The organism is Pontibacterium sinense, from assembly GCF_015209595.1.
Taxonomy (GTDB): Bacteria; Pseudomonadota; Gammaproteobacteria; order Pseudomonadales; family Balneatricaceae; genus Pontibacterium; species Pontibacterium sinense.
This window is the reverse complement of sequence record NZ_JADEYS010000002.1, coordinates 210,784-235,447: the sequence shown is the minus strand read 5'-3', so window position 1 is coordinate 235,447 and position 24,664 is coordinate 210,784. Positions and strand designations below refer to the sequence as shown.

General features: G+C 49.9%; 31 protein-coding genes. 7 read left to right on the top strand and 24 right to left on the bottom strand.

All coding sequences use genetic code 11. From position 1 onward, the window contains the following. Nucleotides 1-9: 9 nt before the first annotated feature. From tusB to IOQ59_RS03360, 5 genes are read left to right on the top strand one after another with little or no spacing between them, the layout of a single operon-like run. Complete coding sequence (gene tusB / locus IOQ59_RS03380; RefSeq protein WP_193951847.1) at nucleotides 10-306, top strand: sulfurtransferase complex subunit TusB; 297 nt, start codon at nucleotides 10-12, stop codon at nucleotides 304-306. A 2-nt stretch (nucleotides 307-308) separates the two neighbouring features. Further along, a complete protein-coding gene (locus IOQ59_RS03375; RefSeq protein ID WP_193951846.1) occupies nucleotides 309-641 on the top strand; it encodes a TusE/DsrC/DsvC family sulfur relay protein in 333 nt (110 codons plus the stop codon). A gap of 20 nt (nucleotides 642-661) precedes the next feature. After that, on the top strand, nucleotides 662-1,591 hold the full coding sequence (locus tag IOQ59_RS03370; protein WP_193951845.1) for an NAD(P)-dependent oxidoreductase: 930 nt from the start codon (nucleotides 662-664) through the stop codon (nucleotides 1,589-1,591). Continuing rightward, the gene (locus IOQ59_RS03365; RefSeq protein WP_193951844.1) at nucleotides 1,591-2,376 is read left to right on the top strand and encodes a hydroxypyruvate isomerase family protein; all 786 of its coding nucleotides are present in this window, start codon (nucleotides 1,591-1,593) and stop codon (nucleotides 2,374-2,376) included. The genes IOQ59_RS03370 and IOQ59_RS03365 overlap by 1 nt, the downstream gene beginning before the upstream one ends. 2 nt (nucleotides 2,377-2,378) lie before the next feature. Continuing rightward, the gene (locus IOQ59_RS03360; protein WP_193951843.1) at nucleotides 2,379-2,936 is read left to right on the top strand and encodes a chemotaxis protein CheW; all 558 of its coding nucleotides are present in this window, start codon (nucleotides 2,379-2,381) and stop codon (nucleotides 2,934-2,936) included. A gap of 12 nt (nucleotides 2,937-2,948) precedes the next feature. Here the strand turns inward: IOQ59_RS03360 and IOQ59_RS03355 are convergent, their stop codons facing one another. The 16 genes from IOQ59_RS03355 to IOQ59_RS03280 all read right to left on the bottom strand — a co-directional run bounded on the left by IOQ59_RS03355 (nucleotide 2,949) and on the right by IOQ59_RS03280 (nucleotide 15,522). Next, nucleotides 2,949-3,356, bottom strand: a complete 408-nt coding sequence (locus IOQ59_RS03355) for a secondary thiamine-phosphate synthase enzyme YjbQ (protein ID WP_193951842.1) — start codon at nucleotides 3,354-3,356, stop codon at nucleotides 2,949-2,951. A 65-nt stretch (nucleotides 3,357-3,421) separates the two neighbouring features. After that, the gene (locus tag IOQ59_RS03350) at nucleotides 3,422-4,522 is read right to left on the bottom strand and encodes a malate dehydrogenase (RefSeq protein WP_193951841.1); all 1,101 of its coding nucleotides are present in this window, start codon (nucleotides 4,520-4,522) and stop codon (nucleotides 3,422-3,424) included. A 164-nt stretch (nucleotides 4,523-4,686) separates the two neighbouring features. Further along, the gene (locus tag IOQ59_RS03345; protein WP_193951840.1) at nucleotides 4,687-5,586 is read right to left on the bottom strand and encodes a radical SAM protein; all 900 of its coding nucleotides are present in this window, start codon (nucleotides 5,584-5,586) and stop codon (nucleotides 4,687-4,689) included. A gap of 11 nt (nucleotides 5,587-5,597) precedes the next feature. Beyond that, nucleotides 5,598-6,392: a TatD family hydrolase gene (locus IOQ59_RS03340; RefSeq protein ID WP_193951839.1), complete on the bottom strand. Its 795-nt coding sequence runs from the start codon at nucleotides 6,390-6,392 to the stop codon at nucleotides 5,598-5,600. Between the two features lie 24 nt (nucleotides 6,393-6,416). Then, a complete protein-coding gene (locus tag IOQ59_RS03335; RefSeq protein WP_193951838.1) occupies nucleotides 6,417-6,767 on the bottom strand; it encodes a PilZ domain-containing protein in 351 nt (116 codons plus the stop codon). 12 nt (nucleotides 6,768-6,779) lie between these two features. Further along, nucleotides 6,780-7,769, bottom strand: a complete 990-nt coding sequence (locus tag IOQ59_RS03330; RefSeq protein WP_193951837.1) for a DNA polymerase III subunit delta' — start codon at nucleotides 7,767-7,769, stop codon at nucleotides 6,780-6,782. Then, the gene (tmk, locus tag IOQ59_RS03325; RefSeq protein ID WP_228050671.1) at nucleotides 7,762-8,400 is read right to left on the bottom strand and encodes a dTMP kinase; all 639 of its coding nucleotides are present in this window, start codon (nucleotides 8,398-8,400) and stop codon (nucleotides 7,762-7,764) included. Before tmk ends, IOQ59_RS03330 begins: the two co-directional genes overlap by 8 nt. A 9-nt stretch (nucleotides 8,401-8,409) precedes the next feature. Then, nucleotides 8,410-9,435, bottom strand: coding sequence for an endolytic transglycosylase MltG (gene mltG, locus IOQ59_RS03320; protein ID WP_193951835.1), 1,026 nt, complete (start codon nucleotides 9,433-9,435; stop codon nucleotides 8,410-8,412). Then, on the bottom strand, nucleotides 9,432-10,250 hold the full coding sequence (gene pabC, locus IOQ59_RS03315; protein WP_193951834.1) for an aminodeoxychorismate lyase: 819 nt from the start codon (nucleotides 10,248-10,250) through the stop codon (nucleotides 9,432-9,434). Before pabC ends, mltG begins: the two co-directional genes overlap by 4 nt. A 134-nt stretch (nucleotides 10,251-10,384) precedes the next feature. Beyond that, on the bottom strand, nucleotides 10,385-11,623 hold the full coding sequence (fabF, locus tag IOQ59_RS03310; protein ID WP_193951833.1) for a beta-ketoacyl-ACP synthase II: 1,239 nt from the start codon (nucleotides 11,621-11,623) through the stop codon (nucleotides 10,385-10,387). Nucleotides 11,624-11,715: 92 nt separating this feature from the next. After that, on the bottom strand, nucleotides 11,716-11,949 hold the full coding sequence (gene acpP / locus IOQ59_RS03305) for an acyl carrier protein (protein ID WP_193951832.1): 234 nt from the start codon (nucleotides 11,947-11,949) through the stop codon (nucleotides 11,716-11,718). Between the two features lie 164 nt (nucleotides 11,950-12,113). Next, nucleotides 12,114-12,857 carry a 3-oxoacyl-ACP reductase FabG gene (fabG, locus tag IOQ59_RS03300; RefSeq protein WP_193951831.1) on the bottom strand — a complete coding sequence of 248 codons (744 nt, stop codon included), beginning with the start codon at nucleotides 12,855-12,857 and terminating at the stop codon, nucleotides 12,114-12,116. A gap of 23 nt (nucleotides 12,858-12,880) precedes the next feature. Then, complete coding sequence (gene fabD, locus IOQ59_RS03295; RefSeq protein WP_193951830.1) at nucleotides 12,881-13,813, bottom strand: ACP S-malonyltransferase; 933 nt, start codon at nucleotides 13,811-13,813, stop codon at nucleotides 12,881-12,883. Nucleotides 13,814-13,911: 98 nt separating this feature from the next. Then, complete coding sequence (plsX, locus tag IOQ59_RS03290) at nucleotides 13,912-14,928, bottom strand: phosphate acyltransferase PlsX (protein ID WP_193951829.1); 1,017 nt, start codon at nucleotides 14,926-14,928, stop codon at nucleotides 13,912-13,914. A gap of 2 nt (nucleotides 14,929-14,930) precedes the next feature. Next, entirely contained in the window at nucleotides 14,931-15,113 is a 183-nt protein-coding gene (gene rpmF, locus IOQ59_RS03285) for a 50S ribosomal protein L32 (protein ID WP_193951828.1), read from the bottom strand. 13 nt (nucleotides 15,114-15,126) lie between these two features. Next, a complete protein-coding gene (locus IOQ59_RS03280) occupies nucleotides 15,127-15,522 on the bottom strand; it encodes a YceD family protein (RefSeq protein ID WP_228050654.1) in 396 nt (131 codons plus the stop codon). Between the two features lie 255 nt (nucleotides 15,523-15,777). Between IOQ59_RS03280 and IOQ59_RS03275 the strand changes: the two genes are divergently transcribed. Next, on the top strand, nucleotides 15,778-16,359 hold the full coding sequence (locus IOQ59_RS03275) for a Maf family protein (protein ID WP_193951826.1): 582 nt from the start codon (nucleotides 15,778-15,780) through the stop codon (nucleotides 16,357-16,359). A gap of 121 nt (nucleotides 16,360-16,480) precedes the next feature. Here IOQ59_RS03275 and IOQ59_RS03270 read toward each other — a convergent pair whose 3' ends face one another. From IOQ59_RS03270 to IOQ59_RS03235, 8 genes are all read right to left on the bottom strand, one after another. After that, a complete protein-coding gene (locus IOQ59_RS03270) occupies nucleotides 16,481-17,068 on the bottom strand; it encodes an antibiotic biosynthesis monooxygenase (RefSeq protein ID WP_193951825.1) in 588 nt (195 codons plus the stop codon). Nucleotides 17,069-17,304: 236 nt separating this feature from the next. Then, on the bottom strand, nucleotides 17,305-18,327 hold the full coding sequence (locus IOQ59_RS03265) for a S49 family peptidase (RefSeq protein ID WP_193951824.1): 1,023 nt from the start codon (nucleotides 18,325-18,327) through the stop codon (nucleotides 17,305-17,307). 2 nt (nucleotides 18,328-18,329) lie between these two features. After that, nucleotides 18,330-18,998 (bottom strand): HAD family hydrolase, encoded by a 669-nt coding sequence (locus IOQ59_RS03260; protein ID WP_228050653.1) that lies wholly within the window; start codon nucleotides 18,996-18,998, stop codon nucleotides 18,330-18,332. Nucleotides 18,999-19,193: 195 nt separating this feature from the next. Continuing rightward, a complete protein-coding gene (locus IOQ59_RS03255) occupies nucleotides 19,194-19,940 on the bottom strand; it encodes an SDR family oxidoreductase (protein ID WP_193951823.1) in 747 nt (248 codons plus the stop codon). Then, a complete protein-coding gene (locus tag IOQ59_RS03250) occupies nucleotides 19,937-20,218 on the bottom strand; it encodes a hypothetical protein (RefSeq protein ID WP_193951822.1) in 282 nt (93 codons plus the stop codon). The genes IOQ59_RS03255 and IOQ59_RS03250 overlap by 4 nt, the downstream gene beginning before the upstream one ends. Nucleotides 20,219-20,335: 117 nt before the next feature. Continuing rightward, nucleotides 20,336-21,121: an enoyl-CoA hydratase-related protein gene (locus IOQ59_RS03245; RefSeq protein WP_193951821.1), complete on the bottom strand. Its 786-nt coding sequence runs from the start codon at nucleotides 21,119-21,121 to the stop codon at nucleotides 20,336-20,338. A 75-nt stretch (nucleotides 21,122-21,196) separates the two neighbouring features. Further along, nucleotides 21,197-22,867: a phenylacetic acid degradation protein PaaN gene (gene paaN / locus IOQ59_RS03240; protein ID WP_193951820.1), complete on the bottom strand. Its 1,671-nt coding sequence runs from the start codon at nucleotides 22,865-22,867 to the stop codon at nucleotides 21,197-21,199. A 182-nt stretch (nucleotides 22,868-23,049) separates the two neighbouring features. Next, nucleotides 23,050-23,496: a flavodoxin domain-containing protein gene (locus IOQ59_RS03235; protein WP_193951819.1), complete on the bottom strand. Its 447-nt coding sequence runs from the start codon at nucleotides 23,494-23,496 to the stop codon at nucleotides 23,050-23,052. Between the two features lie 360 nt (nucleotides 23,497-23,856). Between IOQ59_RS03235 and IOQ59_RS03230 the strand changes: the two genes are divergently transcribed. Next, nucleotides 23,857-24,621, top strand: a complete 765-nt coding sequence (locus tag IOQ59_RS03230; protein ID WP_228050652.1) for a Phenylacetic acid catabolic protein — start codon at nucleotides 23,857-23,859, stop codon at nucleotides 24,619-24,621. The last annotated feature ends 43 nt before the right edge of the window (nucleotides 24,622-24,664 follow it).

The window sequence follows — 24,664 nt, the reverse complement described above, 5'->3', positions numbered from 1 at the left end:
ACCCCACTTATGGCACTACACACTCTGAATCAACCTCCCGGCAACATCGAATGCCTTAAACGCTGCCTGAGTGCACTGAGCGAAGGAGACGCCCTTCTATTAATTGAAGATGGCGTACTTGCATCACTGCCTGCTTACGCCGCGCACTATGATCAGATCAAGGTCAATATATCACTTTACGCATTACAAGCCGATCTGGCCGCGCGCGGACTGAACGACTTGAAAGACAACCGGTTTATAGTGGTAGATGACGGCGGCTTCGTCGATTTAGCCTGTGAGCATGACAAAGTCGTAAGCTGGTATTAACCATGACACTCGTAGTCGAAGGCACATCCATCGAAGTTGATGACGAAGGTTATCTCGTCTCTTTGTCTGACTGGTCCGAAACTGTTGCAGAAGCAATCGCACACTCGGAACAGCTGGAACTTACACCGGAGCACTGGGCTGTACTCAACGTGATCCGGGACTTTTATCAGACATTTGAACACGCTCCAGCCATGCGACCGTTCGTAAAAGCTGTAGGACAGGCGTTAGGTGCCGATAAAGGTAAAAGCATCTATCTGATGACGCTGTTTCCTGGCAGCCCGGCCAAACTAGCCGCTAAGATCGCAGGCTTACCGAAGCCGACAAACTGCCTGTAGATCAGGCGTAAGGAGCAAGAATGAGTTTACCGACAGTTGCGTTTCTCGGTATAGGGCTAATGGGGCTACCCATGGCGACCAACCTTCTCAATGCCGGCTATCAACTGACCGCATGGAACCGCACCCGCAGCAAAGCGGAAACGCTGGAAGCATGGGGAGCTAAAGTCGCCGATACACCCCGAGAAGCCGTGTTGAACGCAGATGTCGTGATTACCATGCTTGAAAACGGCCCCGTTGTAGAGGACGTGCTTTTTGGCCAGAATGCCGCTGAGCATTGCAATACCGGAGCGCTGATCATTGATATGAGCTCTATCCCACCAGAGATGGCCAAAGATCATGCTAAACGCGCAGATGCGCTGGGACTCAAATATCTGGATGCACCGGTATCCGGTGGCACCGTGGGCGCGGAACAGGCAACGCTGTCAATTATGGCGGGTGGCGACAAAGCGACGTTTGAAAGCGCAGAATATCTATTTGGCGTACTGGGACGATCCGCAACTTATATCGGCCCTTCGGGTTCAGGGCAACTAGCGAAGTGTGCCAATCAGGCTATCGTCGGAATCACTATTGGCGCTGTATCTGAAGCGCTGCTGTTGGCGGCCGAAGGCGGAGCAGACCCAGCAGCCGTCAGGGAAGCATTGCTCGGAGGTTTTGCCAGCAGTCGAATTCTCGAATTGCATGGGCAACGCATGATTGATCGTAACTTTATGCCTGGCGCAACATCTCGCGTGCAGCTTAAGGATTTGCGGACTATTCTGGATACGGCCCACGCACAGAACCTAACCTTGCCGCTGTCACAGCGCGTATATGATGAATATCTCAATATGACGGCGAAAGGAATGGAAAACTGCGATCACAGTGGTCTGTTGTTACAACTGGAGTCTCTGAATCAACCCGCGCGGCTGGGTGATGGAGAAACGCTTCGTCCAGCGCTGGTGGAGAAGAAGTAATGCCGAATTTTGCAGTTAACCTCAGCATGCTGTTTACCGAGCTACCACTGATTGAGCGTTTTGATGCCGCTGCACAAGCAGGTTTTAAGCAGGTGGAAATTCAGTTCCCCTACGAGCTGACACCAGACGAGATTCAGGCGGCACTGCAGCGCAACAAGCAAACACTGGTGCTGATCAACCTCCCCGCAGGAGACTGGGCTGGTGGAGAACGCGGTATTGCCTGCCATCCAGATCGGATAGACGAATTCAAGAAAGGCGTTAATCTTGCACTGAAATACGCCAGATCACTTGGCGTACAGAAGATAAACTGCCTGTCCGGTATAAAGCCTGATGATGTCAGCAGCCAGAAGGCAGAAGAGACATTCGCACGCAACTTGAAACATGCTGCCAACACACTCGAAGCGCATGACATCCAGCTGATGGCTGAAGCCATAAATACACAGGATGTACCTGGATTCTTTCTTAACACATCAAAGCAACTTATTGATTTAAAAGAATCATTTTGCATTGAAAACCTCTACTTTCAGTACGACGTTTATCATATGCAAATTATGGAAGGCAATCTGATCGCAACGCTGAACAACAACCTCCACAACGTTGGACACATTCAGATAGCCGATGTCCCCGGACGGCATGAGCCTGGTACCGGCGAGATCAACTTCCCAAATCTTTTCAAAGCCATAGATGCTATGGGATACTCAGGCACAATCAGTCTGGAGTATGTCCCGGCAGCAGATACGCTGAGCGGATTAGCTCAGGTTAAACCGATAATAGGTGGACAGTAATCATGGGTCTTGAACAAGCTGCAGAAGATCTGCAACAGTATCTAAGCAACGCCTCAAAAGAGCAGACGAAACAAACCAATCAGGATGATGTTGTCTTCCATCAATGGGCAACATTTAAGGTTAACAATGAGCTGTACGGCATCGATGTTATCAAGGTCAAAGAGGTCTTGCGCTTCAGTGAAATGACTCCGGTGCCCGGCGCGGAAAACTATGTTCTCGGCATTATTAATCTGCGCGGTAACGTCGTGACCGTTATTGATACCCGACGCCTATTCGGACTGCCTCCGGTACCTACCGACGACGACACACGCATCATTGTCATTGAATACAATGAACAGGAAGTCATCGGCATTGTTGTCGACAGCGTGGATGAAGTCATTAATCTTCCACAAAACGATGTGGATCGCGCGCCGAGCGTTTCCAGCGACGAGTCGACCCGCCGCTTCGTACAAGGCGTGTGCTATCACAACAACGTGCTGATCATCCTGCTGGATATCATGAAGATGCTGACCAGCATCACACCACACGATTCCGAAGACGGCCCGTCAGAGATCGCCTGACCCTCTCCGGTCTTAGCTTCCTATATGCACCACGATCTGGCGATGGCCAGCGTGGTGCCTATGCTCCCAGCAATACACGCCCTGCCAGGTCCCTAGCGCCAACCGCCCATTCATTATTGGAATTGAAAGCGTTGTCGATGTTAGCGCGGCTTTAATATGCGCAGGCATATCATCCTCCCCTTCCAGAGTATGGGTGTAGAGCGGATCATTCTCCTGCACCAGCCGATTCATCCAGTTCTCAAGATCAACTTTTGCACTTGGGTCTGCGTTCTCCTGAATCGTCAGGCTGGCCGATGTATGCTGAATCAATAACGAACAGAGTCCATTATTGATACCGGAGCCGGATACTATTGTATCGAGCTGTGATGTGAACTCGAACAGCCCCTGACGGCCTGTTTTGACTGAAAGCGTGGTAACCATAAGAAATAAAAATGCCCCTTAGATGAAGGGGCACTTTAGCAAAGAGCAACTTAGATCAGCAATGCTCAGAGCACGCGATTGGTTGTCATAAATTTACTATCCGCATCCGGACCTGTGTTGTCAGCATAGAGTGTTACACCTGAGCGCAAGCAGATAGACAGATTCTGATGGGAAGCCTCTGTTTCTTTTGGCAACATCTCCTCTACCGCCGCCTTCTCATCCAGCAGCTCCTGTTCTGTTGCCGTCAGACGCTGACGACTGAACTCATTGACTTCGACATTTTGAACAATCTGGTAACGACCATAGTTACAGATCACCGGGAAAGAATAGAAAATCCCTTTTGTAATGCCGTAGCTGCCATCACTCAACAAGCCCATGCTAATAATTTCACCCGGCTCCGTGCCGAGCACCCAATCCCGCATCTGGTCAACAATCGCCTGAGCAGCAGAAGCCGCGCTCGATAGTCCGCGCGCTTCGATGATTTCGCCGCCACGCTTTTGTACTTTAGGAATAAACTCATCGCGATACCATGTGGTATCGATCTGCGACATCGCTGGCTTGCCCAAAATGGTGGCTTGATGAAGATCAGGGTATTGCGTTGGCGAATGGTTACCCCAGATCATAATGCCGCCAATATCACGTGTTGTGGCGCCGCAGTGGTTCGCAAGAATACCTTTCGCACGGTTGTGATCAAGACGCGTCAGACAGGTAAACTGTGATGGGCTCAGGTCGGGTGCGTTGCGGCTGGCAATCAGTGCATTGGTGTTCGCAGGGTTGCCCGTCACCAGGACTTTTACATCACGGTTAGCGAAGTCATTCAGCGCCTTACCCTGACGAGCAAAAATTTGTGCATTTTCTTCCAACAAGTCCCTGCGCTCCATACCCGGACCACGAGGCTTAGCGCCAACCAACAGCGCATAATGAGCATTGCTGAAACCATCTTCCACATTATCGTGTAACGTAATGGTGTGCAGCAAAGGATAAGCACAATCCATCAACTCCATTGCCACACCACGCAGTGAATCCATGGCATGCGGGAGTTCCACAAGCTGCAAAATAACGGGCTGATCTTTGCCCATCATTTCCCCTGCCGCGATTTTAAACAGCAAACTATAGCTAATCGCACCGGCAGCACCGGTTACTGCAATTCGAACTGGACGTCTCATTATTTATAACCCTTAGTTATATACTTATAATTATATTTACTTTCAGACAAAAGTATAAATACATTTATACCGTAAAGTAAGCAGCAATTACTAAGGAATTGTGACAATGAGGTAGAATTTGGCTGTTTTTAGCCGCTTTGAGGCAAAGCCTGTAACCACGGGGGTTACAGGCCTCTGTAAGAATCGTTTCGCAGGGAGATTAGAGACGAATTTTCAAGCGCGCCTCGAATCTGAGCAAGCATTTTATCCTTGTCCCGACCCAGCACACCTTTGAGTACGAGATAGTTGGATGCATGGTCACTTCGGAATACAGATCGTTCCAGCTCTGTGTGAGACAGCATCATCTCCATCTCGAGAAATAACCCCTGCTGATCCAGCATCTGAAAATCACCGCCAAAACCTTCTTGTACCTTATCCATACCATTGCGGAAGAAAAGCACGAGGGTAGCAAAGTAATCCGGTTGAGTTTCATTCACCAAACGCGCGGCAGCTAATGCATGCTGCTCGCTGTATTTTACCCCACCCATCCCATTGATAATCATCACGGAGGTCTTCATCCCGGCAGCTTTTGCCTTCAGCAGGGCATCACAGGTTGAGCGATAGGTTTCACCTTTTTGAATCTTCGCCAGCACCTCGTCATCACCACTTTCTGCACCGATATAAAGCAACCCCAAGCCAAGTTCACGCAGCTCTTGTAGCTCTTCAACCGTCTTATTTTTAAGGTTGCGAGGTAAGCAGTAAGCAGAAACACGTGTGACCGCTGGCATCTCGACTCGAATGGCCTCCAGAATGGTCTTCAGGCGACGGAAGGACAATGCCATTGCATCACCGTCGGCCAGAAATATCCTGCGTACACCTGCCAGCTCTTCACCACAACGTCGAATCTCTTCTAGCACCTTAGCCTCAGCCTTAGGCTTAAAACGCTTCTGCGGCTCGGTATACATCTCGCAAAAGGTGCAGTTATTCCAGCTGCAGCCATTCGTCACCTGAAGGATCAGAGAATTACCTTCACTGGGCGGACGAAATAGCGGCTCAATATATTCAACGGGTGGATAGTAGTACATACGAGAACCCTCTATTCCGGTGTAGACGAAACCTGAGTGCGACTAAACAACTGATGGAAGTTTTCACGGGTTTGATCAGCAACCTGCTCCACTCTCACACCCTTCAGGTCCGCGACACACTGCGCAACCTCAACCACATACTTCGGCTCATTTTTTTTGCCACGGTACGGCACAGGCGCAAGGTAAGGCGCATCAGTTTCAATCAAGATGCGCTCTAGTGGTATCGCTTTTACAACTTCACGCAGTTCAGCCGCATTTCGAAACGTAATGATGCCTGAAAATGAGATCATGTAATTCAGATCCAAGGCTGCTTTAGCCATCTCCAGACTTTCAGTGAAACAATGCAATACTCCACCCACATTCACATCACCGCTATCTTTGATAATGCTTAAGGTGTCTTCACGCGCATCTCGGGTGTGGATGATGGTCGGCAGCTTAGTTTCTGATGATGCTTGCAGATGATTTCGGAAGCTTTGCTGCTGCACCTCAACGGTGTCCTGTTGATAGTAATAATCCAGGCCAGTCTCACCAATCGCAACGATGCGCGGTTGTTGTGCAGCCTCAACCAATACCTCAGTAGAGACAACGTCTCCTTCGGTATTCAGCGGATGAACGCCCACCGATGCAAAAATATGATCGTATGGCTTAATCTGCTCATACATGGAGCGAAACTGCTCCATCTCTATTGAGACGCATAACATTTGCTGAACCTGACGAGCCGTCGCAGCATCCAGCATTGCTTCAAAGTTACCGTCATACGGAGAAAGGTCCAGCCTGTCGAGATGACAGTGGGAATCGATAAACATGGGTAAACTACGTATATTGTGAGATTAAAGTGCGTTAGTACGGCGCTCTGAATTCAACGCGCCAGCTAAGTGGTTTTCAATGGTATTCACCAGAGTAGAGTCTTCCGCAGAAAGCTGAATGCCAATACCCGGCTCGCGGCCACCCTGAGCCCCTTTTGGGGTTACCCAGATAACCTTTCCGGTGACGGGGATTTTGTCATTCTCACCCATCAGCTCCAGCAACATGAACACCTCTTCACCCAGGTGATAACTGCGCTGCGTAGGTACAAATAACCCACCATGTTTGATGTAAGGCATATACGCCTTATAGAGGTCATCCTTGGATTCAATGACCAGCGAAAGAATACCGTGACTGAGGCGCGGGACCACTGACATATCTATACTCCGTTATCTTGCGATAGCCGACCAGGCAAGCAGAACACGCTCTAGCAGCATCTGCTTATTGGCATTTTGTCTTAGTATAAGGCTTTTACGTTCTTCCTGAACCAGTTCGGCCAGCTCAAACACTTTTACTGAATCACATTTGCGGGAGACCGCCAATAACATGTTATGGGCATCGGCCTGCTGCATCGCTTCACTTTGCGTTAGTTTTGCCCGCGATATATCAACCAGCATGCTGTAGAACCACCCCAGCAAAAGCTCCAGATCTGCTTTCTGCCAACTTTGTGCCACCTCAACAACAGTTCGCCGTTGCTTCAGCACATCGGCCAACCCTTTGACCAATTGACTGCGTAACTCAGCCTGATTTGACTCGTTATACGCCAGTGCAGACATCGGTGCACCGTTGTTTATTCTAAGGATGCGAGTTGCTTCGTCTGAGTCCAGCTCAAGCGTATCAGCAACAAATGCAGCGGCTACGGACTCATCCGGCAACGGGCACTCAACACGCTGACAACGGCTTTTGATCGTGGGCATCACCTGGCCTAAGCGGTCAGTGAGTAGCATTAGAACAGTGTCTCGCCCAGGCTCCTCCAACATTTTCAGCAGAGCATTTGCCGCCGCAACATTCATCGCATCCGCCGGATTGATCACGACAACCCGATAACCGCCCTGCTGCGCCGTGCGACAGATAAAGTCAGTCAACGCTCGAATTTGATCAACTTTTATGGGTTTTCCCGGCTCGTCAGGTTCCAGCACGTATAGATCTGGATGCCCATTTGCGTTGTTCAGTTCACAAGCCCGACAGGTTCCACAAGGTTGATCAGCGACCGGTGACTGGCATAGCAGATAATGAGCAAATGCAGTGGCAAAGTTGGATTTGCCGATGCCTTGCACGCCATGCACAATCAATGCATGCGGCAGGCGTCGACGTTCGTGCAAACCACACAGGTGAGTCCAGCACTCACCTAACCACGGAAAGACCTCCGCTTTAGCCATTATCTGACTCCACAAAGCGATTAACTGCCTGAGCAATCTGGCGCTGCACTGCGTCCAGTGAGACAGATGCATCGATGACTGCAAAACGCAGAGGGTCATTGGCCGCACGCGCCAGGTAAGCTGCACGTACCTTCTCAAAAAAGGCGACCTTTTCCTGCTCAAAGCGATCCGGTGCACTGCGCGCACTGGCCCGCTTTAGACCGATCTCGACATCAAGATCCAGCAATAGTGTCATATCGGGCTGAAGCCCTTTTTGCACCAGCGTTTCAAGCATCAATATCTGGTTTTCATCGACCCCGCGACCTCCGCCCTGATAAGCAAATGTCGCATCAGTAAATCGATCGCTGATCACCCAGGCACCGCGCTCAAGTGCTGGCTTAATCACGTTCTCAAGATGCTGAGCTCGCGCTGCAAACATTAATAGCAACTCAGCATCTTCAGAAACACTTTCCTCTCGGGGCTGCAGCAACATATTTCGCAACTCCTCTGCCATCGGCGTTCCGCCCGGCTCCCGAGTCAATACGATTTCAATATCTTTATCTTTTAGCAACGAGCATAGAAATTCGATATTGGTGGATTTGCCCACCCCTTCGGTGCCTTCTACGGTGATAAAGCGACCACGCTGTACCATATTCATCTATTAAGGTGTCGACCGATAATCTTTTCGGCGCTGCAACTGATAACGTCGCACCGCGTTGTTATGTTCTCTAAGCGTGCTCGAAAACTGATGGCTACCATCACCTTTAGCAACAAAATACAGTGACTTACCCGCATTCGGATTAAGCGCTGCCTGAATCGCTTCAGCGCCCACGAGCGCAATCGGGGTCGGCGGCAAGCCATTAATAACGTAGGTATTATAAGGAGTTGGCCGCCTAAGATCAGCTCGACGAATGTTCCCCTTATATTTGTCACCCATTCCGTAGATTACGGTAGGGTCTGTCTGCAGACGCATACCTTTGTTCAGGCGCCGCACAAATACGCCCGCAATCTCAGGTCGCTCATTTGCACGTCCCGTTTCCTTCTCTACAATTGACGCCATAATCAACGCCTCGTAGGACGTTTTGTACGGCAACGATTTTTTCCGCTCCGCCCAAGCCGCAGTCAGCTTTTTATTCAGCAAACGCTGTGCTCGCTGAAGAATCTCCAGATCTGTGGTACCACGCTCATAGTTATATGTCTCTGCGAGGAACAGACCTTCCAGCGAGGGTTTCTCAACATCCAGCGCCGATTTTATGTCTTCAGGCTTTTTGTCAGCGAGCGTTTGTACTAAAACCTGATCCTGTTTAAGCTGAGCCAACAGCTCTTTAACCGTACTACCTTCGATAACGGTAAAGCTGTACTGGATCGACTTCCCACTGACCAGAATATCTATCAGACCTGCTGGCGTTGTACCTGGATCGACTTTATATTCGCCCGCACGAATCCGTGCAGCAAGCCCACTTTGACGGCCGTACAATTTCATAAACAACGGCTTGTCGATCAGGCCCTGCTCGACCAGATCGGAAACAACCGCATTGTAACTGCTGCCCTTTTTGACGGTGAGTACATACGGCTCAGCTACATTCACTGGAGTATCGAGAAAACCTTGATACTGCTGCCACCCTACTGCAGCTGCTCCTGCCGCCAATACCACTGGCAACGATACAAAAACAAGACGACGGCTCACGCCTGATACTCCTCTACAAGGTACTGCATCGCACGTTGCGTTACAGGACCCGATTGATATGACACATCTTCGAACTGACGAACCGGCCAGACATCAATCAGACTATTACAAATAAAGACCTCATCAGCATCCCGCAATGAAGCTAACTCATACAAACCGACCTTAAGATCAGCTCCCGCTTGGGAAAACCGCTCAACAAGAAAGTCACGCACAACACCCGCAACACCACATCGATCAAGCCGCGGGGTATAAATACACTGATCTTTCACCCAAAACAGGTTACTCATCGTGCCTTCGGCAATATAGCCTTCATAATCCAACACCACACCCTCATGAATCGCAGGGTCTGACCATTCATTGCGGGCCAAAACCTGCTCCAAACGATTTAGGTGTTTGATACCGGCCAGCGCAGGGTTCAGTCCCAAACGTGTATCACAGACACGTAGGCAAATTCCTGACTCAGCCTGATCTCCGTATGTCGGCTTGGGCGTCAACATAACGACCCGAGTGCCGCCTGCTGTCGAATCGTACGTATAACCACGACCACCCACGCCGCGGGACAACGTGAGCTTAAGGACGGCCTCGTCCGGTAATTCAATTAAACGAAGTTCAGCAAGCAGTTGATCAACGCTGGACGAGAGCAATCCCAGTCGTTGGGCACCCTCCTTCATACGTCTGACATGCCGTTCAAGCAACTGCGCTTTGCCATGTAAAACCTGAACGGTTTCAAAAATGCCATCACCGTAAGCAAACCCTCGATCACGCACATCGATCTGCGATTGCTGCTGGCCGTTTATCCAAAGAGATTGCGTCATAGCTTTGCCCGAACCTTTATTTGAGGATCAGGTTAACACCTTAAGCCGTTGAACCGAATGGGATTATCGTTTAGAGGATAATGTGCAGGAAAGGTGCGGAAGAAGCAACGCCTCTTCCGCTTTGGTGCGAACGTTCAGAGCGACTTAAAGACAAGCGAGCCGTTAGTACCGCCAAACCCGAAGGAGTTGGAGATAGCGGCCTTTATCATTGCTTGCTGAGGCTCATGAGCCACGTAGTTCAAATCGCACCCTTCGGATGGATTATCCAAATTAATAGTCGGTGGTGCCACCTGATCACGAATCGAAAGCGCACAGAAAATCGCCTCAACTGCACCTGCCGCACCCAACAGATGGCCAACCATCGACTTGGTTGAGCTCATGCGAACCTGATCAGCCGCACTTCCCAATACCTGCTTGGCGGCATTGGATTCGGCAATATCGCCTGCAGGTGTTGATGTACCGTGGGCATTAATATAATGCACTTCATCAACGCTTAGGCGAGCATCACGTATCGCATTACTCATAGATAATGCGGCACCTTCCCCTGTCTCCGGAGGAGCAGTCATATGGAAAGCATCGTCACTCATACCAAAGCCCGCAAGTTCGCAATAGATATTTGCACCTCGAGCTTTAGCGTGTTCGTATTCTTCTAAAATAAGGATTCCGGCACCATCGCCCAACACAAACCCATCACGGTCTTTATCCCATGGACGGCTCGCGCGTTGAGGGTCATCATTACGCGTTGACAATGCCCTTGCTGCGGAGAAACCACCAATACCCAATGGAGTGGTTGCCATTTCGGAACCGCCAGCTAACATAACATCAGCATCACCGTACTGAATCATGCGCATAGCCTGACCAATATTGTGGGTTCCTGTTGTGCATGCGGTAGTAATCGCAATATTTGGCCCTTTAAAGCCATACTTGATCGCCAAGTTGCCAGCAATCATATTAATAATACTACCCGGTACAAAAAACGGAGAGATACGGCGTGGGCCGCTGTTTTTAAGTACATCGCAATTCTTTTCAATCATCGGCAAACCACCGATACCTGAACCGATCGCGCAACCAATACGTGGTGCGTTTTCATCAGTGACTTCCAGGCCGGCATCGCTTACCGCCTGAATCGCAGCCGCCATACCGTATTGAATAAAGAGATCCATCTTGCGCGCTTCCTTGGCGCTCATATACTCGCTGACATCGAAACCTTTCACCGATGCGGAGAAACGGGTCGCAAACGTAGAAGCATCAAAATGCTCAATATCCGCTGCACCACTTGTTCCTGCCAAGATGTTTCCCCAGGTGTCCTGGACTGTATTACCAACCGGGGTAAGCATACCCAAACCAGTAACAACCACTCGCCTGCGTGACATCATGATCCTCCCAATGTGCTACCTACAGAAAAAAGAAAAGCCGCACTATACAAGATAGCTGCGGCTTTTCGGGTATTCGAGACTGAGTTCGATTACTGGTTAGCGTTAACGTAATCGATTGCCAGCTGAACAGTAGTGATTTTTTCAGCTTCTTCGTCAGGGATTTCGGTTTCGAATTCCTCTTCCAGAGCCATCACCAGCTCAACAGTGTCCAGAGAGTCAGCACCCAGATCTTCTACAAATGCTGCAGAGTTCACTACTTCCTCTTCTTTAACGCCCAGCTGTTCAGCGATGATTTTCTTTACGCGCTCTTCAATGTTGCTCATAACTCTTCCTATCTTCTTATCAACATCACCACAATAATGATGTGGCACAGGATTCTAATGAAGCCGACACGCTGATTCAAGCATGTCAGCGGTGTTTTTTTACTTATTAGCTGACGGCACATTATCACCAATTGGCGAAAAAAAACAATTCCTTGATGCGCCGATCAGGACATATACATGCCGCCATTGACGTGGATCGTCTCACCCGTCACATACGCGCCGCCCTGACTCGCCAGGAAACCAACTACGGCAGCAATCTCTTCCGGCTGCCCCAGACGGTTCATCGGGATCTGAGACTGCAGTTTTTCTTTGTGCTCATCTGCCAAACCGCTGGTCATATCGGTATCGATAAAACCCGGTGCGACACAGTTGACTGCGATATTACGCGAGCCGACTTCGCGAGCCAGCGCCCGGGTGAAGCCTTCCATACCGGACTTAGCGGCTGCGTAGTTGGCCTGACCTGCATTACCCATGGATGCAACCACAGAGCTCACGCTGATGATACGCCCCCAGCGCGCTTTCGTCATGCCACGCAGGCAGCCCTTAACCAGACGGAAGACAGAGTTCAGATTGGTATTCATCACTGAATCCCATTCGTCATCTTTCATGCGCATCATGATGTTATCACGAGTAATACCGGCGTTATTGACCAAAATACCAATCGCACCGAACTCACCCTGCACGGTCTTCAGAACAGACTCTACAGATTCAGGAGACGCCACATCCAGCACCAGCCCCGTCCCCTGGATACCCGCTTCAGCCAGATATTCGGAGATAGTCGCTGCACCGTTTTCGCTGGTTGCTGTACCGACAACAACTGCGCCCTGACGGCCCAACTCTGTAGCGATCGCCTTACCAATACCACGGGTAGCGCCGGTTACCAGCGCAACTTTACCTTCAATGCTCATTACTAAGTTCCTTGCTCCGGAAATTACTGACCGAGGGCCTTATCCAGACCTGCCGGTTCGTTAATAGCAACAACGCTGAGCGGCTTGTGTACTTTTTTGTTCAGTCCAGACAATACCTTGCCCGGGCCGCATTCAACAGTGGATTCTACACCCTGCTCGACCATTGCCTGAACACTCTTGGTCCAAAGCACTGGGCTATATAGCTGAGCCAGCAGATTGTCTTTCAGCTGTTCAACGGATTCTGCGACAGACGCTTCAACGTTCTGCAGCACCGGAATCGCTGGAAGTTTAACTTCAATATGGGCCAGTTCTGCTGCCATTTTTTCAGCAGCCGGCTTCATCAGTGCACAGTGAGACGGAACACTCACCGGAAGCGGAATCGCACGCTTCGCACCCGCCTCTTTGCATTTATCGATAGCACGCTCAACAGCTGCTTTTTCACCCGCGATCACAATCTGACCTGGGCAGTTGTAATTCACAGGAGAGACTACATCACCTTCCGCTGCTGCTTCACAAGCCGCCTCAATCGCGTCATCTGCCAAGCCAAGGATCGCGGCCATGGCACCAGTTCCTGCAGGAACTGCCTGCTGCATAAACTCACCGCGCAGCTTGACCAGATTCACGCCATCAGCGAAATCAATTGCGCCTGCGCATACCAGCGCAGTGTACTCACCCAAGCTATGTCCAGCCATGACAGAAGGCTGTTCACCGCCTTTTTCCTGCCACAAACGCCACAGAGCAACACCCGCCGTCAATAACGCGGGCTGAGTTCTGTCTGTCTGATTCAAATCTTCCGCTGGCCCGTTCTGAACCAGATCCCACAGATCGTAGCCCAGTACTTCCGATGCTTCAGCGAAAGTAGATTTAATTACTGGATTGGCTTCAGCCAACTCTGCCAGCATACCAACCTGCTGGGAACCCTGTCCGGGGAAAACAAACGCTAGAGACTGAGACATGGTTTCCTCTTTAACTCCAATAAATTAACCTGATATAAAGGTCGAATCTGCCGTAGTGTACAGTATTCACGACCAATTAAAACAGCCGCTCTGATCGATCAGGTTAGCTGATTCTCGATGTGTCGACTAATACGTATTGGCAGATCCATTTCTATTTCAGAGACTGCCTGATCCAGCGCATAACCAAAACATTTTTTATTTGCGCCTCCGTGGCTTTTTACCACAATCCCCTGCAGTCCTAATAAACTCGCCCCATTTCGGCGAGATGGATCCATCTGACGATTCAGCTCAGCCAGAACCGGTGTTGCCAGCAGCCCTAGAAGGCGACGATACAGCCCCTTTTTAAAACTAGAGCGCACTTTATTCCGAATCAGGTTAGCTAAACCTTCGCTACCTTTGAGAGCAATATTACCCACAAAACCATCACATACCACTACATCAGCGCGACCCGAAAAGATGTCATCGCCTTCGATATAACCGATGTAATTTAGTTCCCCATGCTCAGAAATCAAACGCGAAGCAAGTTTTACCTGCTCATTACCTTTAATTTCTTCCTGCCCCACATTCAGCAACCCCACTTTCGGCTCAGCAATCTGCTCAACCGCCTGAGTCATGACCGACCCCATGATAGCAAACTGCATCAGATGCTCTGCGGCACAATCAACGTTTGCGCCCAAATCAAGCATATAAGAGTGGCCACGTAGCGTAGGGACTGCAGAAATAATAGCGGGACGATCAATCCCTGGAAGTGTTTTCAACACCGAACGCCCCAGCACCATCAGCGCGCCGGTATTACCTGCACTGACACATGCGTTAGCCTGCCCCTCCGACACTTGCTTAAGCGCAAGATGCATAGAAGAACCTTTTCCATGGCGCAGCGCCATAGAAGGCTTTTCATCCATACCAATTAACTGATCGGTATGAGCGATTTCGAGCCTGTTAGCGATATCGGAATTGAGCTTTCGGATATGGGGGGTGATTTCGTCCTGATGACCTATGAGGTGGATCGTCAGGTTAGGATGACGGGCAAGTGCCTGCATGCTGGAAGGAACTGTAACGCGGGGACCGAAGTCCCCGCCCATCGCATCAACTGCAATGGTGTAGTAGCGTGACAAGCTTATTCGTCGCCCTGCTTGTTGACTACCTGTTCGCCACGGTAGAAACCGTCTGCTGATACGTGATGACGACGGTGAGTTTCACCAGTTGTTGCGTCAACAGACAGAGTCGGTCCGCTCAGGGCATCGTGGGAACGACGCATATCGCGACGGGAACGAGACTTCTTGCTCTTCTGTACTGCCATGATTAAATAGCTCCTAGTTCGGCTTCTTACTGTTACCGGCCTTTAGTTGGGCCAATACACTAAATGGGTTCGGTTTATCGGTACTTTGCGTCGTCTCTTTTTCACCAAACGAAGTCTGTACGCTGCAGTCATCATGATAGGCAAACGGAGGTAGGCTGAGAATCAGCTCCTCTTCTATCATCGTTGCCAGTTCAATCTCTTCCTCTTCCAGAAGAAGCGGATCATAGATCCGAGGCAATTTTTTCACCTGATCATCGTTCAGGGTAACTGCCAGATTGACTGTCGCTTCTGCTGCGACTTCAACCGGTTCGAGACAACGCTGGCATGTCATAAAGACATGGCCTTTTGCACTGCCCTGTATGGTACGGAATCGTTGTTCGTCTTTGCCAAAATCCAGACTTACCTTCAATTCTCCCTCATCACTACACAGGAGAGTTAGCAACCGAGGCAGGTCTTTTGGCGTAGTTAAACCTTCAATTCGTACTCCCCGCTCAGCAAGCTTACGCGGGTCAACTTTTTTTGGTAATGGTCTATACGACATAAGCGCGCAATTCTAGGGACCAATTGCCCATCTGTCAAAGCCTTAAGTGCTTTAAATGTAGGATAAAACCGTTAATATTCTAATCCAGTTACTGTTTAGTATATTTAAGGCCTACATCCCCCTATGCAACCACTCGTTCTTGCTTCCAGCTCACCCTTCAGACGTCAAATACTTGATAAGTTAAATCTGAATTATGATTGCAGCTCACCTGATATTGATGAAAGTCCGTTAGATAACGAATCTGCTATAGAGCTTGTTGAACGTTTGGCAATCGCTAAAGCACAGGCAATAGCAAAAGAGCATCATGACGCCTTGATTATTGGTTCCGATCAGGTTGCAGTTATCAACCAAGGGATCGTTGGTAAACCACACACCCATACCAATGCGACAAGCCAGCTAAAATCAGCGTCAGGTAATAAAATCACTTTTTACACCGGACTGGCTCTATTAAATAGCAAAACAGGATCAGTACAAAGTGAAGTCGTACCATTCATTGTTCATTTTCGCACACTCAGCGATGCAATGATTGAAAACTACCTGCAAGCAGAGCAGCCTTATAACTGCGCGGGAAGCTTTAAATCCGAAGGATTGGGCATTGCTCTATTTGAAAAGCTTGAGGGTGATGATCCCAATACACTGATTGGGCTTCCGTTAATTCGTCTGATCCGTATGCTGGAAAATGAAAACCATCAGGTCATCGGCTAATAACGCTTTAGAGTATAAAGGTGATTCGGGGCAGCGATTTTTAAACAGCCCCCTCCCCCCTGTACAACACTTTGTCGCTAAGTACTCCAGATCCGCTACACACACCGAGTGCTTTAACTCATTAACGGATATCCCTTCCCTCCTTCGGGAATAGCCAAAACGCAAACCATTTACTAAAACGCGGCATTAGCACATAACTCATTAGCAACATTACCACCGCCGTTATCAGCATCGTCCGCAAGACTAGCGGCAATTCCGCCAGAACATCACCAAACAACCAAAATATCAGCGTTACTGTTGGACAAAGTGCCAGCCAGCTTACAATCGTCATCTTATATTTAGGCGGCGGCTGTACAGGATTCTGACCCGGCAATGAAAACCAGGTCACCAATCCAGAGGTCACTTCAACCTTGCTCGGAGTCTCCAGCAGACACTCAATACCCTTGAGCCACTGTGCTCGCTCCGAAGAGTTGTGCCAATTCTCTAAATCATACTGCGACTGAAATTTGAAGATAATGCGGTATTCAGGGTCAGTAGGAGCCGTGGGGCGAAACAGATTAGTCCCCATATATCCAGGGAACGGTGCAGCCGCCTCGGTCATTTTGGCACTGAGCTGCTCAAACGCATCTTCACACCCTTCCTTTACTCGGCGAGAAATAACGACGGTCACCGGTGACGATGATTCTGCGGCTTGCTCGGAACTCTGCATGCGTATACCCCAATGATTCAAAAAACGAAGCATGTAACTTTATGCTGGAAGTATAAAGATCTCACATAGAGGATAAAGAGCGCTGAATGAAACCCTAATTCCCATATATAGGATTTAGTATTTTGGCCCGAGGCTTATTGAGACCTAGACTCGCAACTCATCACCAATAGCAGGCACAAAAAAGGAGGACCTAAGCCCCCCTTATATTTCAACCTGACACTAACTGCATACGGTGTTTAGCGCATTTGCCAGCTGTTGTTATTCAAGCCCATTTCAGCGCTAATCGTTTTCGCAAAAGTTGTGCTGACACGATCTAAAATCTTTTGCCACAACTGAGGCTGAGAGGTGTAATCCACCATCTCTTCAACACCAACAATTTCGCGGGCAACGTAACTACTACTGCCGATACCATCCAGCAATCCGAGTTCCAGCGCCTGTTCTCCGGTCCATACCAAACCGCTGAACATTTTGTCGTTGTCTTTTAAGCGCTCGCCACGACCTTTCTTCACCTGCTCAATAAACTGTCGATGAGTCGTATCCAACACCTGCTGCCACAAATTGGTTTCGTTCGAATTCTGTGGGCTAAACGGATCAAGAAATGCCTTGTGGTCACCTGCAGTGTACAAGCGACGCTCAACACCCACTTTCTCCATCAGATCAACAAAACCGAATCCGCCAGCGACTACACCAATTGATCCGACCAAACTGGCTTTATCTGCATAAATTTCATCAGCAGCGGCTGCAATGTAATATGCACCCGACGCACCGATATCAACAATCACTGCATAGACCTTCTTCTCCGGATGCAGCACACGCAGACGTTTTACTTCGTCATATATATAGCCGGACTGCACAGGGCTGCCACCGGGGCTATTAATACGCATGATGACCGCTTTTGACTCTTCTGATTCAAATGCCTTGCGCAAAGCCCAAACGATGTTGTCCGCACTGGCTTCTTCACTGGCCGAAATTGGCCCCTGAATATTGATAACCGCTGTATGCTCGGCTACATCTGGAGACGAATCGGATAGCGAATTGCCGAAAAATGCCATTCCCAGCAATGCAAACAAATAGATAAATGTCAGCGATTTGAACAAGATACCCCAACGGCGGGCACGTCGTTGTTCAACATAAGAGCCATCAACCAGGCGCTCTAGAAGACGCCATTCCTTGCCTTCCTGCTTTTGACGTACTTTATCCAGCGCATCAGAGGCCGGCGTTTTGGGTTTTTCCGGTTCATTCCAGTGATTGTCAGACATCGCTAAACTCGTTCCTCCAATATATATCGACTTTCGATCCAGGCTTCCAGCTCAGGAAAGTGATGCACCAACAGTACCGGATCGTATTTCATCAAACGATCAACATGATGCGCACCATAACTGACGGCAATCACATCCATACCCGCTCGCCGCCCCATATCCAGATCAAACTCAGTATCACCGATCATCAATGCTTCTGATGCTTTGACCCCAGTCTCTGCCAGAATTTCCTCTAGCATATGAGGATCCGGCTTCGATGTAGTTTCATCCGCACACCGAGATGTTTCAAATATGTAGCCTAGTCCAGTGTCATTAAAAACCCTATCCAGACCTCTGCGACTCTTACCCGTCGCAACTGCCATCCGAATCCCTTTGCTATGCATGCGCTCCAAACTTTGCTGCGCACCAACAAAAAGATGGGTCGGTGTCGTATCTACACCCAAATAATAGTGGCCATAACGCTCGCGCATCTGCTGTATCTGCTCATCCGTGACAAAGGGTATAAGCTCACGAATCGCTTCCGGCAAACCGAGCCCGATGATGTTCCGCACAGCATCATCAGTCAACTCACCCAATGATAGATCACGGGCAGCAGCCTGCATGCTGGATATGATACGAGCAGCAGAATCAATAATGGTTCCGTCCCAGTCGAAAATCAGTAACTTATACAAAATGACACTCCAAAAATTAATCATTGCAAGCGCAGCGATACGTATAGCCACGCAGTAGCTAAACCTGATCGCGTTACAGCTTATCTATTATGCCTGCAAAGATATGACGGAAGAACCCGAAAAACAGAGGGTTAAAGACATAAGAAACGAAAACAACGATAAGCAGCGCCTGTGTTTACAAACGCTGCAGGCAGATCAGTTTTCTTGAATGACCGGGCGGATCAACAATTCACTGACGTCTACGTAGGCCGGCTGCGAAATCGCGTACATAATGCCATTGGCGATATCTTCCGGCTTCAAGATAGGACTTTCTTCCGCATACATATTATCTTTCACTGCACTACGGATTTTCTCATGCGCAATGCTATCGGGCAGCTCAGTATCGACAGAACCTGGCTGAATGTCTGTAACCCGCACACCAAAGCGAATCGCCTCTTTACGCAAGGTATCAGAGATTGCACGAACCGCATGCTTAGTTCCGCCATACACGCCCGCGCTTTGATAAGTCAGGCGTGCGGCAACTGAACTGATATTGACGATGTGCCCATCTTTACGTTCAGCCATACCCGGATAAACGGCATTGATAGCATAAAGCACACCTTTTATATTTACATCGATCATCCGATCCCATTCATCAACGCGACCCGATAAAATCGGGCTGATTGGCATAGTGCCGGCATTATTGATCAGGATGTCGATACCACCCTTTTCTGCCAGCTGCCGCCCAACTGCCTCCATACCCGCGCGATCAGAGACGTCAACGACAGCAATTTCGCAACTGCCCCCACTGGCGGTTATCGTCTCCGCCAAAGCTTCCAACTTTTCCTGACGACGCGCAGATAACACCACATGCGCGCCTTCGGACGCCAGCAGCTTTGCAGTTGCTTCGCCGATCCCACTACTTGCACCGGTAATCCATACCTTTTTATCTTTTAACTTCATATTGTTACCACGTAATCTTCATCTTCAGAATAAGCAATAGAGGAAACCATAAATCCTACCGCACCCACGGACCACAAACCATTCACGATCAGTTCGCCCTCACCTTCATCTGCATACTTCCGCGTCCAGATATAGGTTTCACCTACCTCTGACATCAGCGACTCAGCTTCAAACTCATCTTCTATCAACAGGGTGTTTTCACCCGAGCTGTTGATCACTTTGGGCTGAAATCTCACTTCCCATTCAGCGTATGTCATCTCAACTGTTGTGATACCCATGCTGCACTCCGATTTATCGTGGACATTCCAATACTAGTGCTTAAAAACCGCCACAAACAAAAACGCCGCCACAAGCAACTAAGCAGGTGGCGGCGATAGCATAACCAGATTTAACGCCTAGCGATGCTTGAATTCCGGCTTGCGTTTTTCCGCAAACGCCGCCATACCTTCTTTGCAGTCTTCGAAAGCAAAAGTCGCTTCAAATGCACGGCGCTCAAAGCGCAAACCGTCTCTCAGGTTCGCATCAACAGCCATATTGACCGCTTCTTTGATGTAAGTAACTGCCGGACGCGAGTTGGATGCGATCTTACGTGCAGTTTTGAATGCCGCCTCAAGCAGCTCCTCAGCAGCTACGATGCGAGACACCAGCCCCGAGCGCTCTGCTTCTTCAGCATCCATCATTCGACCACTCAGACACATCTCCATCGCTTTGGCTTTGCCAATGGCTTTGGTTAAACGCTGAGTACCGCCAGCACCCGGCATCGTACCAATACCAATCTCCGGCTGGCCAAATTTGGCGTTATCCGCAGCAATGATGAAGTCACACGCCATCACCATCTCACAACCGCCACCCAACGCGAAACCAGCAACTGCTGCGATAACCGGCTTACGCGCGTCATCAATCGCACGCCAGCAATCACGCTGAATATACGGGAAGTCTTTCTGGTACAGATCAACGAAGGATTGGTCCTTCATCTCCTTGATATCCGCACCTGCCGCAAACACCTGATCACCACCGGTCAGCAAGATACAACCTACAGCGTCGTCCGCTTCCAATGTATCAATCGCCTCACCCACTTCACGGGTCAGCGTGACGTTCAACGCGTTCATCACTTTCGGGCGATTCAGGGTAATCGTGCCGACCCCATCTTTGACATCAACCAGAATACATTCGTAGCTCATGCTTTGATCCTTGCTCAGTTATTCTTCATAAGGGGCAGTCACCTGCCCCTGCATATGCGTCTCAGGCGCCCGATATTACTTCGGGTGACGGCGGCTCTGTACCACGCGGAAGCGGTTTGCAACGTAGGCCAGATCCGACAGACACGCATTTGCCGCTGGGTTGCAGCCGGTTGCGTGGAAGTCAGAGAACGCAGCACTCTGGTTTACGAAGACACCGCCGGTCAGGTTGCAGGACAACGCAACGCCCGCATCCAGAGAAGCTTCTTCGATCTGATCTAGTACATCGTCGCTGGAAGAGTAGCAACCCATGGTGATCGCACCGTGGTTCTTCACCGCTTTGTTCGCCAGCGCAATACTCTGCTCAGTGCTGTCAGTCTTGATCACGAAGGAGATCGGACCAAACAGCTCTTCCATGTAGGTCTCTTCTTTGTCTGCATCGATGGTCATGATCAGCGGGCTGTGTAAACGCGCATCTTTGAACCATGGGTTTTCCATCGGCTCGGAATCGCGAACGACAGTACCCAGACTTTTGCTGTCTTCGATACGCTGCGCGGTTACAGGCGCCTGAATCGCACCCAGCACCATTGCAGCGCGCTCAGGGTCGGACAGGAACTTAGTCACGCCGGTAGAGATCGCTTCAGCCACTTCATCGAAGGACTTGTGACCCAGATCGGTCTCGATACCACCCGCGGGTACAAAGATGTCCTGCGGTGTCGTACACATCTGACCGGAATACAGGCTCAGGGTGAAAGACAGGTTACGCACCATGCCTTTAAAATCATCTGTGGAGTCGATGACGATGGTGTTTACACCCGCTTTCTCGGTGTACACCTGCGCCTGCGGACAGTTGTTTTCCAGCCAGTCACCAAACCAGGTGTTGCCGGTAAAGTCGATCAGACGAACTTCATCACGCTGTGCCAGCTCCATGGTGCATGGCTTGGTTGCGTCTTCGTCGATAACCATAGAGACAAGGTGTGCCGGCAGACCGTTCTCTACCAGTACCTCCTGCGCAATCTTGATGCTGATTGCAGCAGGCAAGATGCCTGCAGGGTGTGGCTTAACCACAACCGGGTTGCCGGTTACCAGAGAAGCAAACAGACCCGGGTAGGTGTTCCACGTTGGGAACGTGGAGCAACCGATCACCAGACCGACACCACGGCCGACCACGGTAAATTTCTTATCCAGCACCAGCGGATCGTGCTTACCCTGTGGTTTAGTCCAGGTCGCAACACCCGGTGCAGAGGTCATCGCTTCATAGGCGTAAGCCACCGCTTCCAGACCACGGTCCTGTGCGTGTGGGCCACCGGCCTGGAACGCCATCATGAAACCCTGACCGGAGGTATGCATCACCGCATAACCGATCTCAAAGCTGCGCTTGTTGATGCGCTCCAGAATTTCCAGACAGATACCGGCACGGGCTTCAACACCCACATCACGCCATGCTTTCTGCGCATCTTTCATCGCTGGTAGCAGAACATCCAGATCAACCAGCGGGTACTGAACGTCCAGATCAAAACCGTACGGGGATTTCTCACTGCCCGCACTGCCGGTGATACCCGGCATATCCAGCTCAAACGCCTGACCGATATACGCTTTGAAGGCGTTCTCGCCGTCTTTATTCGCAGTTTCGCCGTATTTACGCGGACTTGGGTTTTCCGGGTAAGGGCTGAAGTAATCACGTGAGTGAATGGCGTTCAATGCACCCTTCAGGGTGTCCTGGTGTTTCTCAAACAGGTTCTGGCTCATGGGGCTCCCCGCTACCGTCATCAATATCTGGTGATATGACGCTTCGGTGTTGATGATGGAATGGCTACTTTATATCTAGTGTTCTGCACACACTCGCCTATCTGAGCAAGTGTTGTGCGTTTTATGTGCCGCTAAAGCTATTCATTAGCTTCAGCCGCGAATATGTATAAGACCAAACGAGATTACAGCTGCGCTGACCACTCACGCACCCAGTCACGGGCATCTTCGTCAGGCAAAGGCTGCGTGCATGCATCGACTTCAAAACGCTCACCAACGCGTACCGCACCCAAGCTGGCCAGCAATGCATCAATATCCTTACCTGCCTGACAAAAGGTCTGGTGGTAAGTCTGATCACCCAGCGCAACGATGCCATAACGAATGTGAGACAGATCCGGTTTCTGCTCCTTCAGCGCATCACACAAGGGAATGATATTGTCTGGCAATTCACCATCGCCGTGGGTCGAACAGCTAATGATCAAAACATCGCGATGGGTAAAGTCCAATTCGTCATAGTCCGGCTCTTCATGCAATGAGACATCATGTGTCTCTTCCATCACTTCCTGAAGAGCATCAGCCACCATTTGCGCATTGCCCGACTCAGTACCGACCAGAATCGCAATATCTGTCATAATCCCTCTCTCACCCCTTGTCGACGCTCCTGCGTTCCGGGTTGTTGATTAGCATTGCTGAACGTTCAGCGATATGTGCTTGCTATATATAGATACCGTCACTGCTCATCAAGGCTCATTGTGTTTGAGCTATGGTGTATGCAGTCGATTTAACGCATCTGCACTAATCGCGATCTTATGCTACGAAAGATACACCAAACCTTGTGATACGAAAAGCAAATTAGCTGTATATTTCTTGTATCCCTTTTGGATTTTAGGTTAACCTGTACCCAAAGCGCATTCTCTTTGCGACAAGAATACTAAGGCGTGCTGCACATGGTTACGCGGCCTATCCTTTAAACGAGCGAGGTTTCTATGGCAATGGATGACAAAAAACTGATCGAGCGTATCGCTAACGGTGAGAAAATTCAGGCGGGTGAGGAGATCTCTTCCGGTTACCGTGCTGAATTGATGCGTTTGATGGTTGTCTTCGTCGATTCTGAACTGGCAGGCGCTGCTGGCTTCGCTGAACAAATTAATGAAGGCCCCGGTTTGCGTGAACGCCAGGTGGCGGCACAAATTGTTGCAGACAAGTTCGACCATGCAGAGAAAGTACTAACCTTGCTGAAGGAATTCGGTATCGACAACCGCCTTTATATTGCCTCTCATGCCTGGGAAGCACGCCTGAGTCGCTATTTGGATCTGGGTAATCGCCGGGTTGGCGGTGACAAACGCCTGAATGTATTCCACTACCCCCTGCAGGGCTGGACAGATGCACTGGTCATGAATGCGTTGATGGCAGCCGCATCAGGCATTCAACTGAAAGAGCTACGCAATGCTTCTTATGCACCATTGGCGGATGCCATGCGCGAGATTGCTGAGGGCGAATCACGTCATGCCGAATTGGGCGAGCGCGGCTTGCAAGATCTGATCGATCGCAACGGCACCGATGCCGCCCAAGTTGCCGTCGAATACTGGTATCCAAAAGTTGCTGCGACCTTTGGTCGTGCCGACTCACAACACAATGACCGTTTCCGCGCTTACGGGCTGATCACCAAAACGAATGATCAGCGCCTGAATGAATGGGAAGGTCTGGTAAATGACGTTCTGACCCGCTTAGGTCTGAATGTCCCTGAAGTGGCATAAACGCCCTTCAAACATAATTGCAAGCCCCTGCTATGCACGACGA

Excerpts from the sequence above, each read along its gene's own strand:
- tusB (WP_193951847.1), top strand. The coding sequence starts at position 10 with ATGGCACTACACACTCTGAATCAACCTCCCGGCAACATCGAATGCCTT.
- IOQ59_RS03375 (WP_193951846.1), top strand. The coding sequence starts at position 309 with ATGACACTCGTAGTCGAAGGCACATCCATCGAAGTTGATGACGAAGGT.
- IOQ59_RS03370 (WP_193951845.1), top strand. The coding sequence starts at position 662 with ATGAGTTTACCGACAGTTGCGTTTCTCGGTATAGGGCTAATGGGGCTA.
- IOQ59_RS03365 (WP_193951844.1), top strand. The coding sequence starts at position 1,591 with ATGCCGAATTTTGCAGTTAACCTCAGCATGCTGTTTACCGAGCTACCA.
- IOQ59_RS03360 (WP_193951843.1), top strand. The coding sequence starts at position 2,379 with ATGGGTCTTGAACAAGCTGCAGAAGATCTGCAACAGTATCTAAGCAAC.
- IOQ59_RS03355 (WP_193951842.1), bottom strand. The coding sequence starts at position 3,356 with ATGGTTACCACGCTTTCAGTCAAAACAGGCCGTCAGGGGCTGTTCGAG.
- IOQ59_RS03350 (WP_193951841.1), bottom strand. The coding sequence starts at position 4,522 with ATGAGACGTCCAGTTCGAATTGCAGTAACCGGTGCTGCCGGTGCGATT.
- IOQ59_RS03345 (WP_193951840.1), bottom strand. The coding sequence starts at position 5,586 with ATGTACTACTATCCACCCGTTGAATATATTGAGCCGCTATTTCGTCCG.
- IOQ59_RS03340 (WP_193951839.1), bottom strand. The coding sequence starts at position 6,392 with ATGTTTATCGATTCCCACTGTCATCTCGACAGGCTGGACCTTTCTCCG.
- IOQ59_RS03335 (WP_193951838.1), bottom strand. The coding sequence starts at position 6,767 with ATGTCAGTGGTCCCGCGCCTCAGTCACGGTATTCTTTCGCTGGTCATT.
- IOQ59_RS03330 (WP_193951837.1), bottom strand. The coding sequence starts at position 7,769 with ATGGCTAAAGCGGAGGTCTTTCCGTGGTTAGGTGAGTGCTGGACTCAC.
- tmk (WP_228050671.1), bottom strand. The coding sequence starts at position 8,400 with ATGGTACAGCGTGGTCGCTTTATCACCGTAGAAGGCACCGAAGGGGTG.
- pabC (WP_193951834.1), bottom strand. The coding sequence starts at position 10,250 with ATGACGCAATCTCTTTGGATAAACGGCCAGCAGCAATCGCAGATCGAT.
- fabF (WP_193951833.1), bottom strand. The coding sequence starts at position 11,623 with ATGTCACGCAGGCGAGTGGTTGTTACTGGTTTGGGTATGCTTACCCCG.
- acpP (WP_193951832.1), bottom strand. The coding sequence starts at position 11,949 with ATGAGCAACATTGAAGAGCGCGTAAAGAAAATCATCGCTGAACAGCTG.
- fabG (WP_193951831.1), bottom strand. The coding sequence starts at position 12,857 with ATGAGCATTGAAGGTAAAGTTGCGCTGGTAACCGGCGCTACCCGTGGT.
- fabD (WP_193951830.1), bottom strand. The coding sequence starts at position 13,813 with ATGTCTCAGTCTCTAGCGTTTGTTTTCCCCGGACAGGGTTCCCAGCAG.
- rpmF (WP_193951828.1), bottom strand. The coding sequence starts at position 15,113 with ATGGCAGTACAGAAGAGCAAGAAGTCTCGTTCCCGTCGCGATATGCGT.
- IOQ59_RS03275 (WP_193951826.1), top strand. The coding sequence starts at position 15,778 with ATGCAACCACTCGTTCTTGCTTCCAGCTCACCCTTCAGACGTCAAATA.
- IOQ59_RS03270 (WP_193951825.1), bottom strand. The coding sequence starts at position 17,068 with ATGCAGAGTTCCGAGCAAGCCGCAGAATCATCGTCACCGGTGACCGTC.
- IOQ59_RS03265 (WP_193951824.1), bottom strand. The coding sequence starts at position 18,327 with ATGTCTGACAATCACTGGAATGAACCGGAAAAACCCAAAACGCCGGCC.
- IOQ59_RS03255 (WP_193951823.1), bottom strand. The coding sequence starts at position 19,940 with ATGAAGTTAAAAGATAAAAAGGTATGGATTACCGGTGCAAGTAGTGGG.
- IOQ59_RS03250 (WP_193951822.1), bottom strand. The coding sequence starts at position 20,218 with ATGGGTATCACAACAGTTGAGATGACATACGCTGAATGGGAAGTGAGA.
- IOQ59_RS03245 (WP_193951821.1), bottom strand. The coding sequence starts at position 21,121 with ATGAGCTACGAATGTATTCTGGTTGATGTCAAAGATGGGGTCGGCACG.
- paaN (WP_193951820.1), bottom strand. The coding sequence starts at position 22,867 with ATGAGCCAGAACCTGTTTGAGAAACACCAGGACACCCTGAAGGGTGCA.
- IOQ59_RS03235 (WP_193951819.1), bottom strand. The coding sequence starts at position 23,496 with ATGACAGATATTGCGATTCTGGTCGGTACTGAGTCGGGCAATGCGCAA.
- IOQ59_RS03230 (WP_228050652.1), top strand. The coding sequence starts at position 23,857 with ATGGATGACAAAAAACTGATCGAGCGTATCGCTAACGGTGAGAAAATT.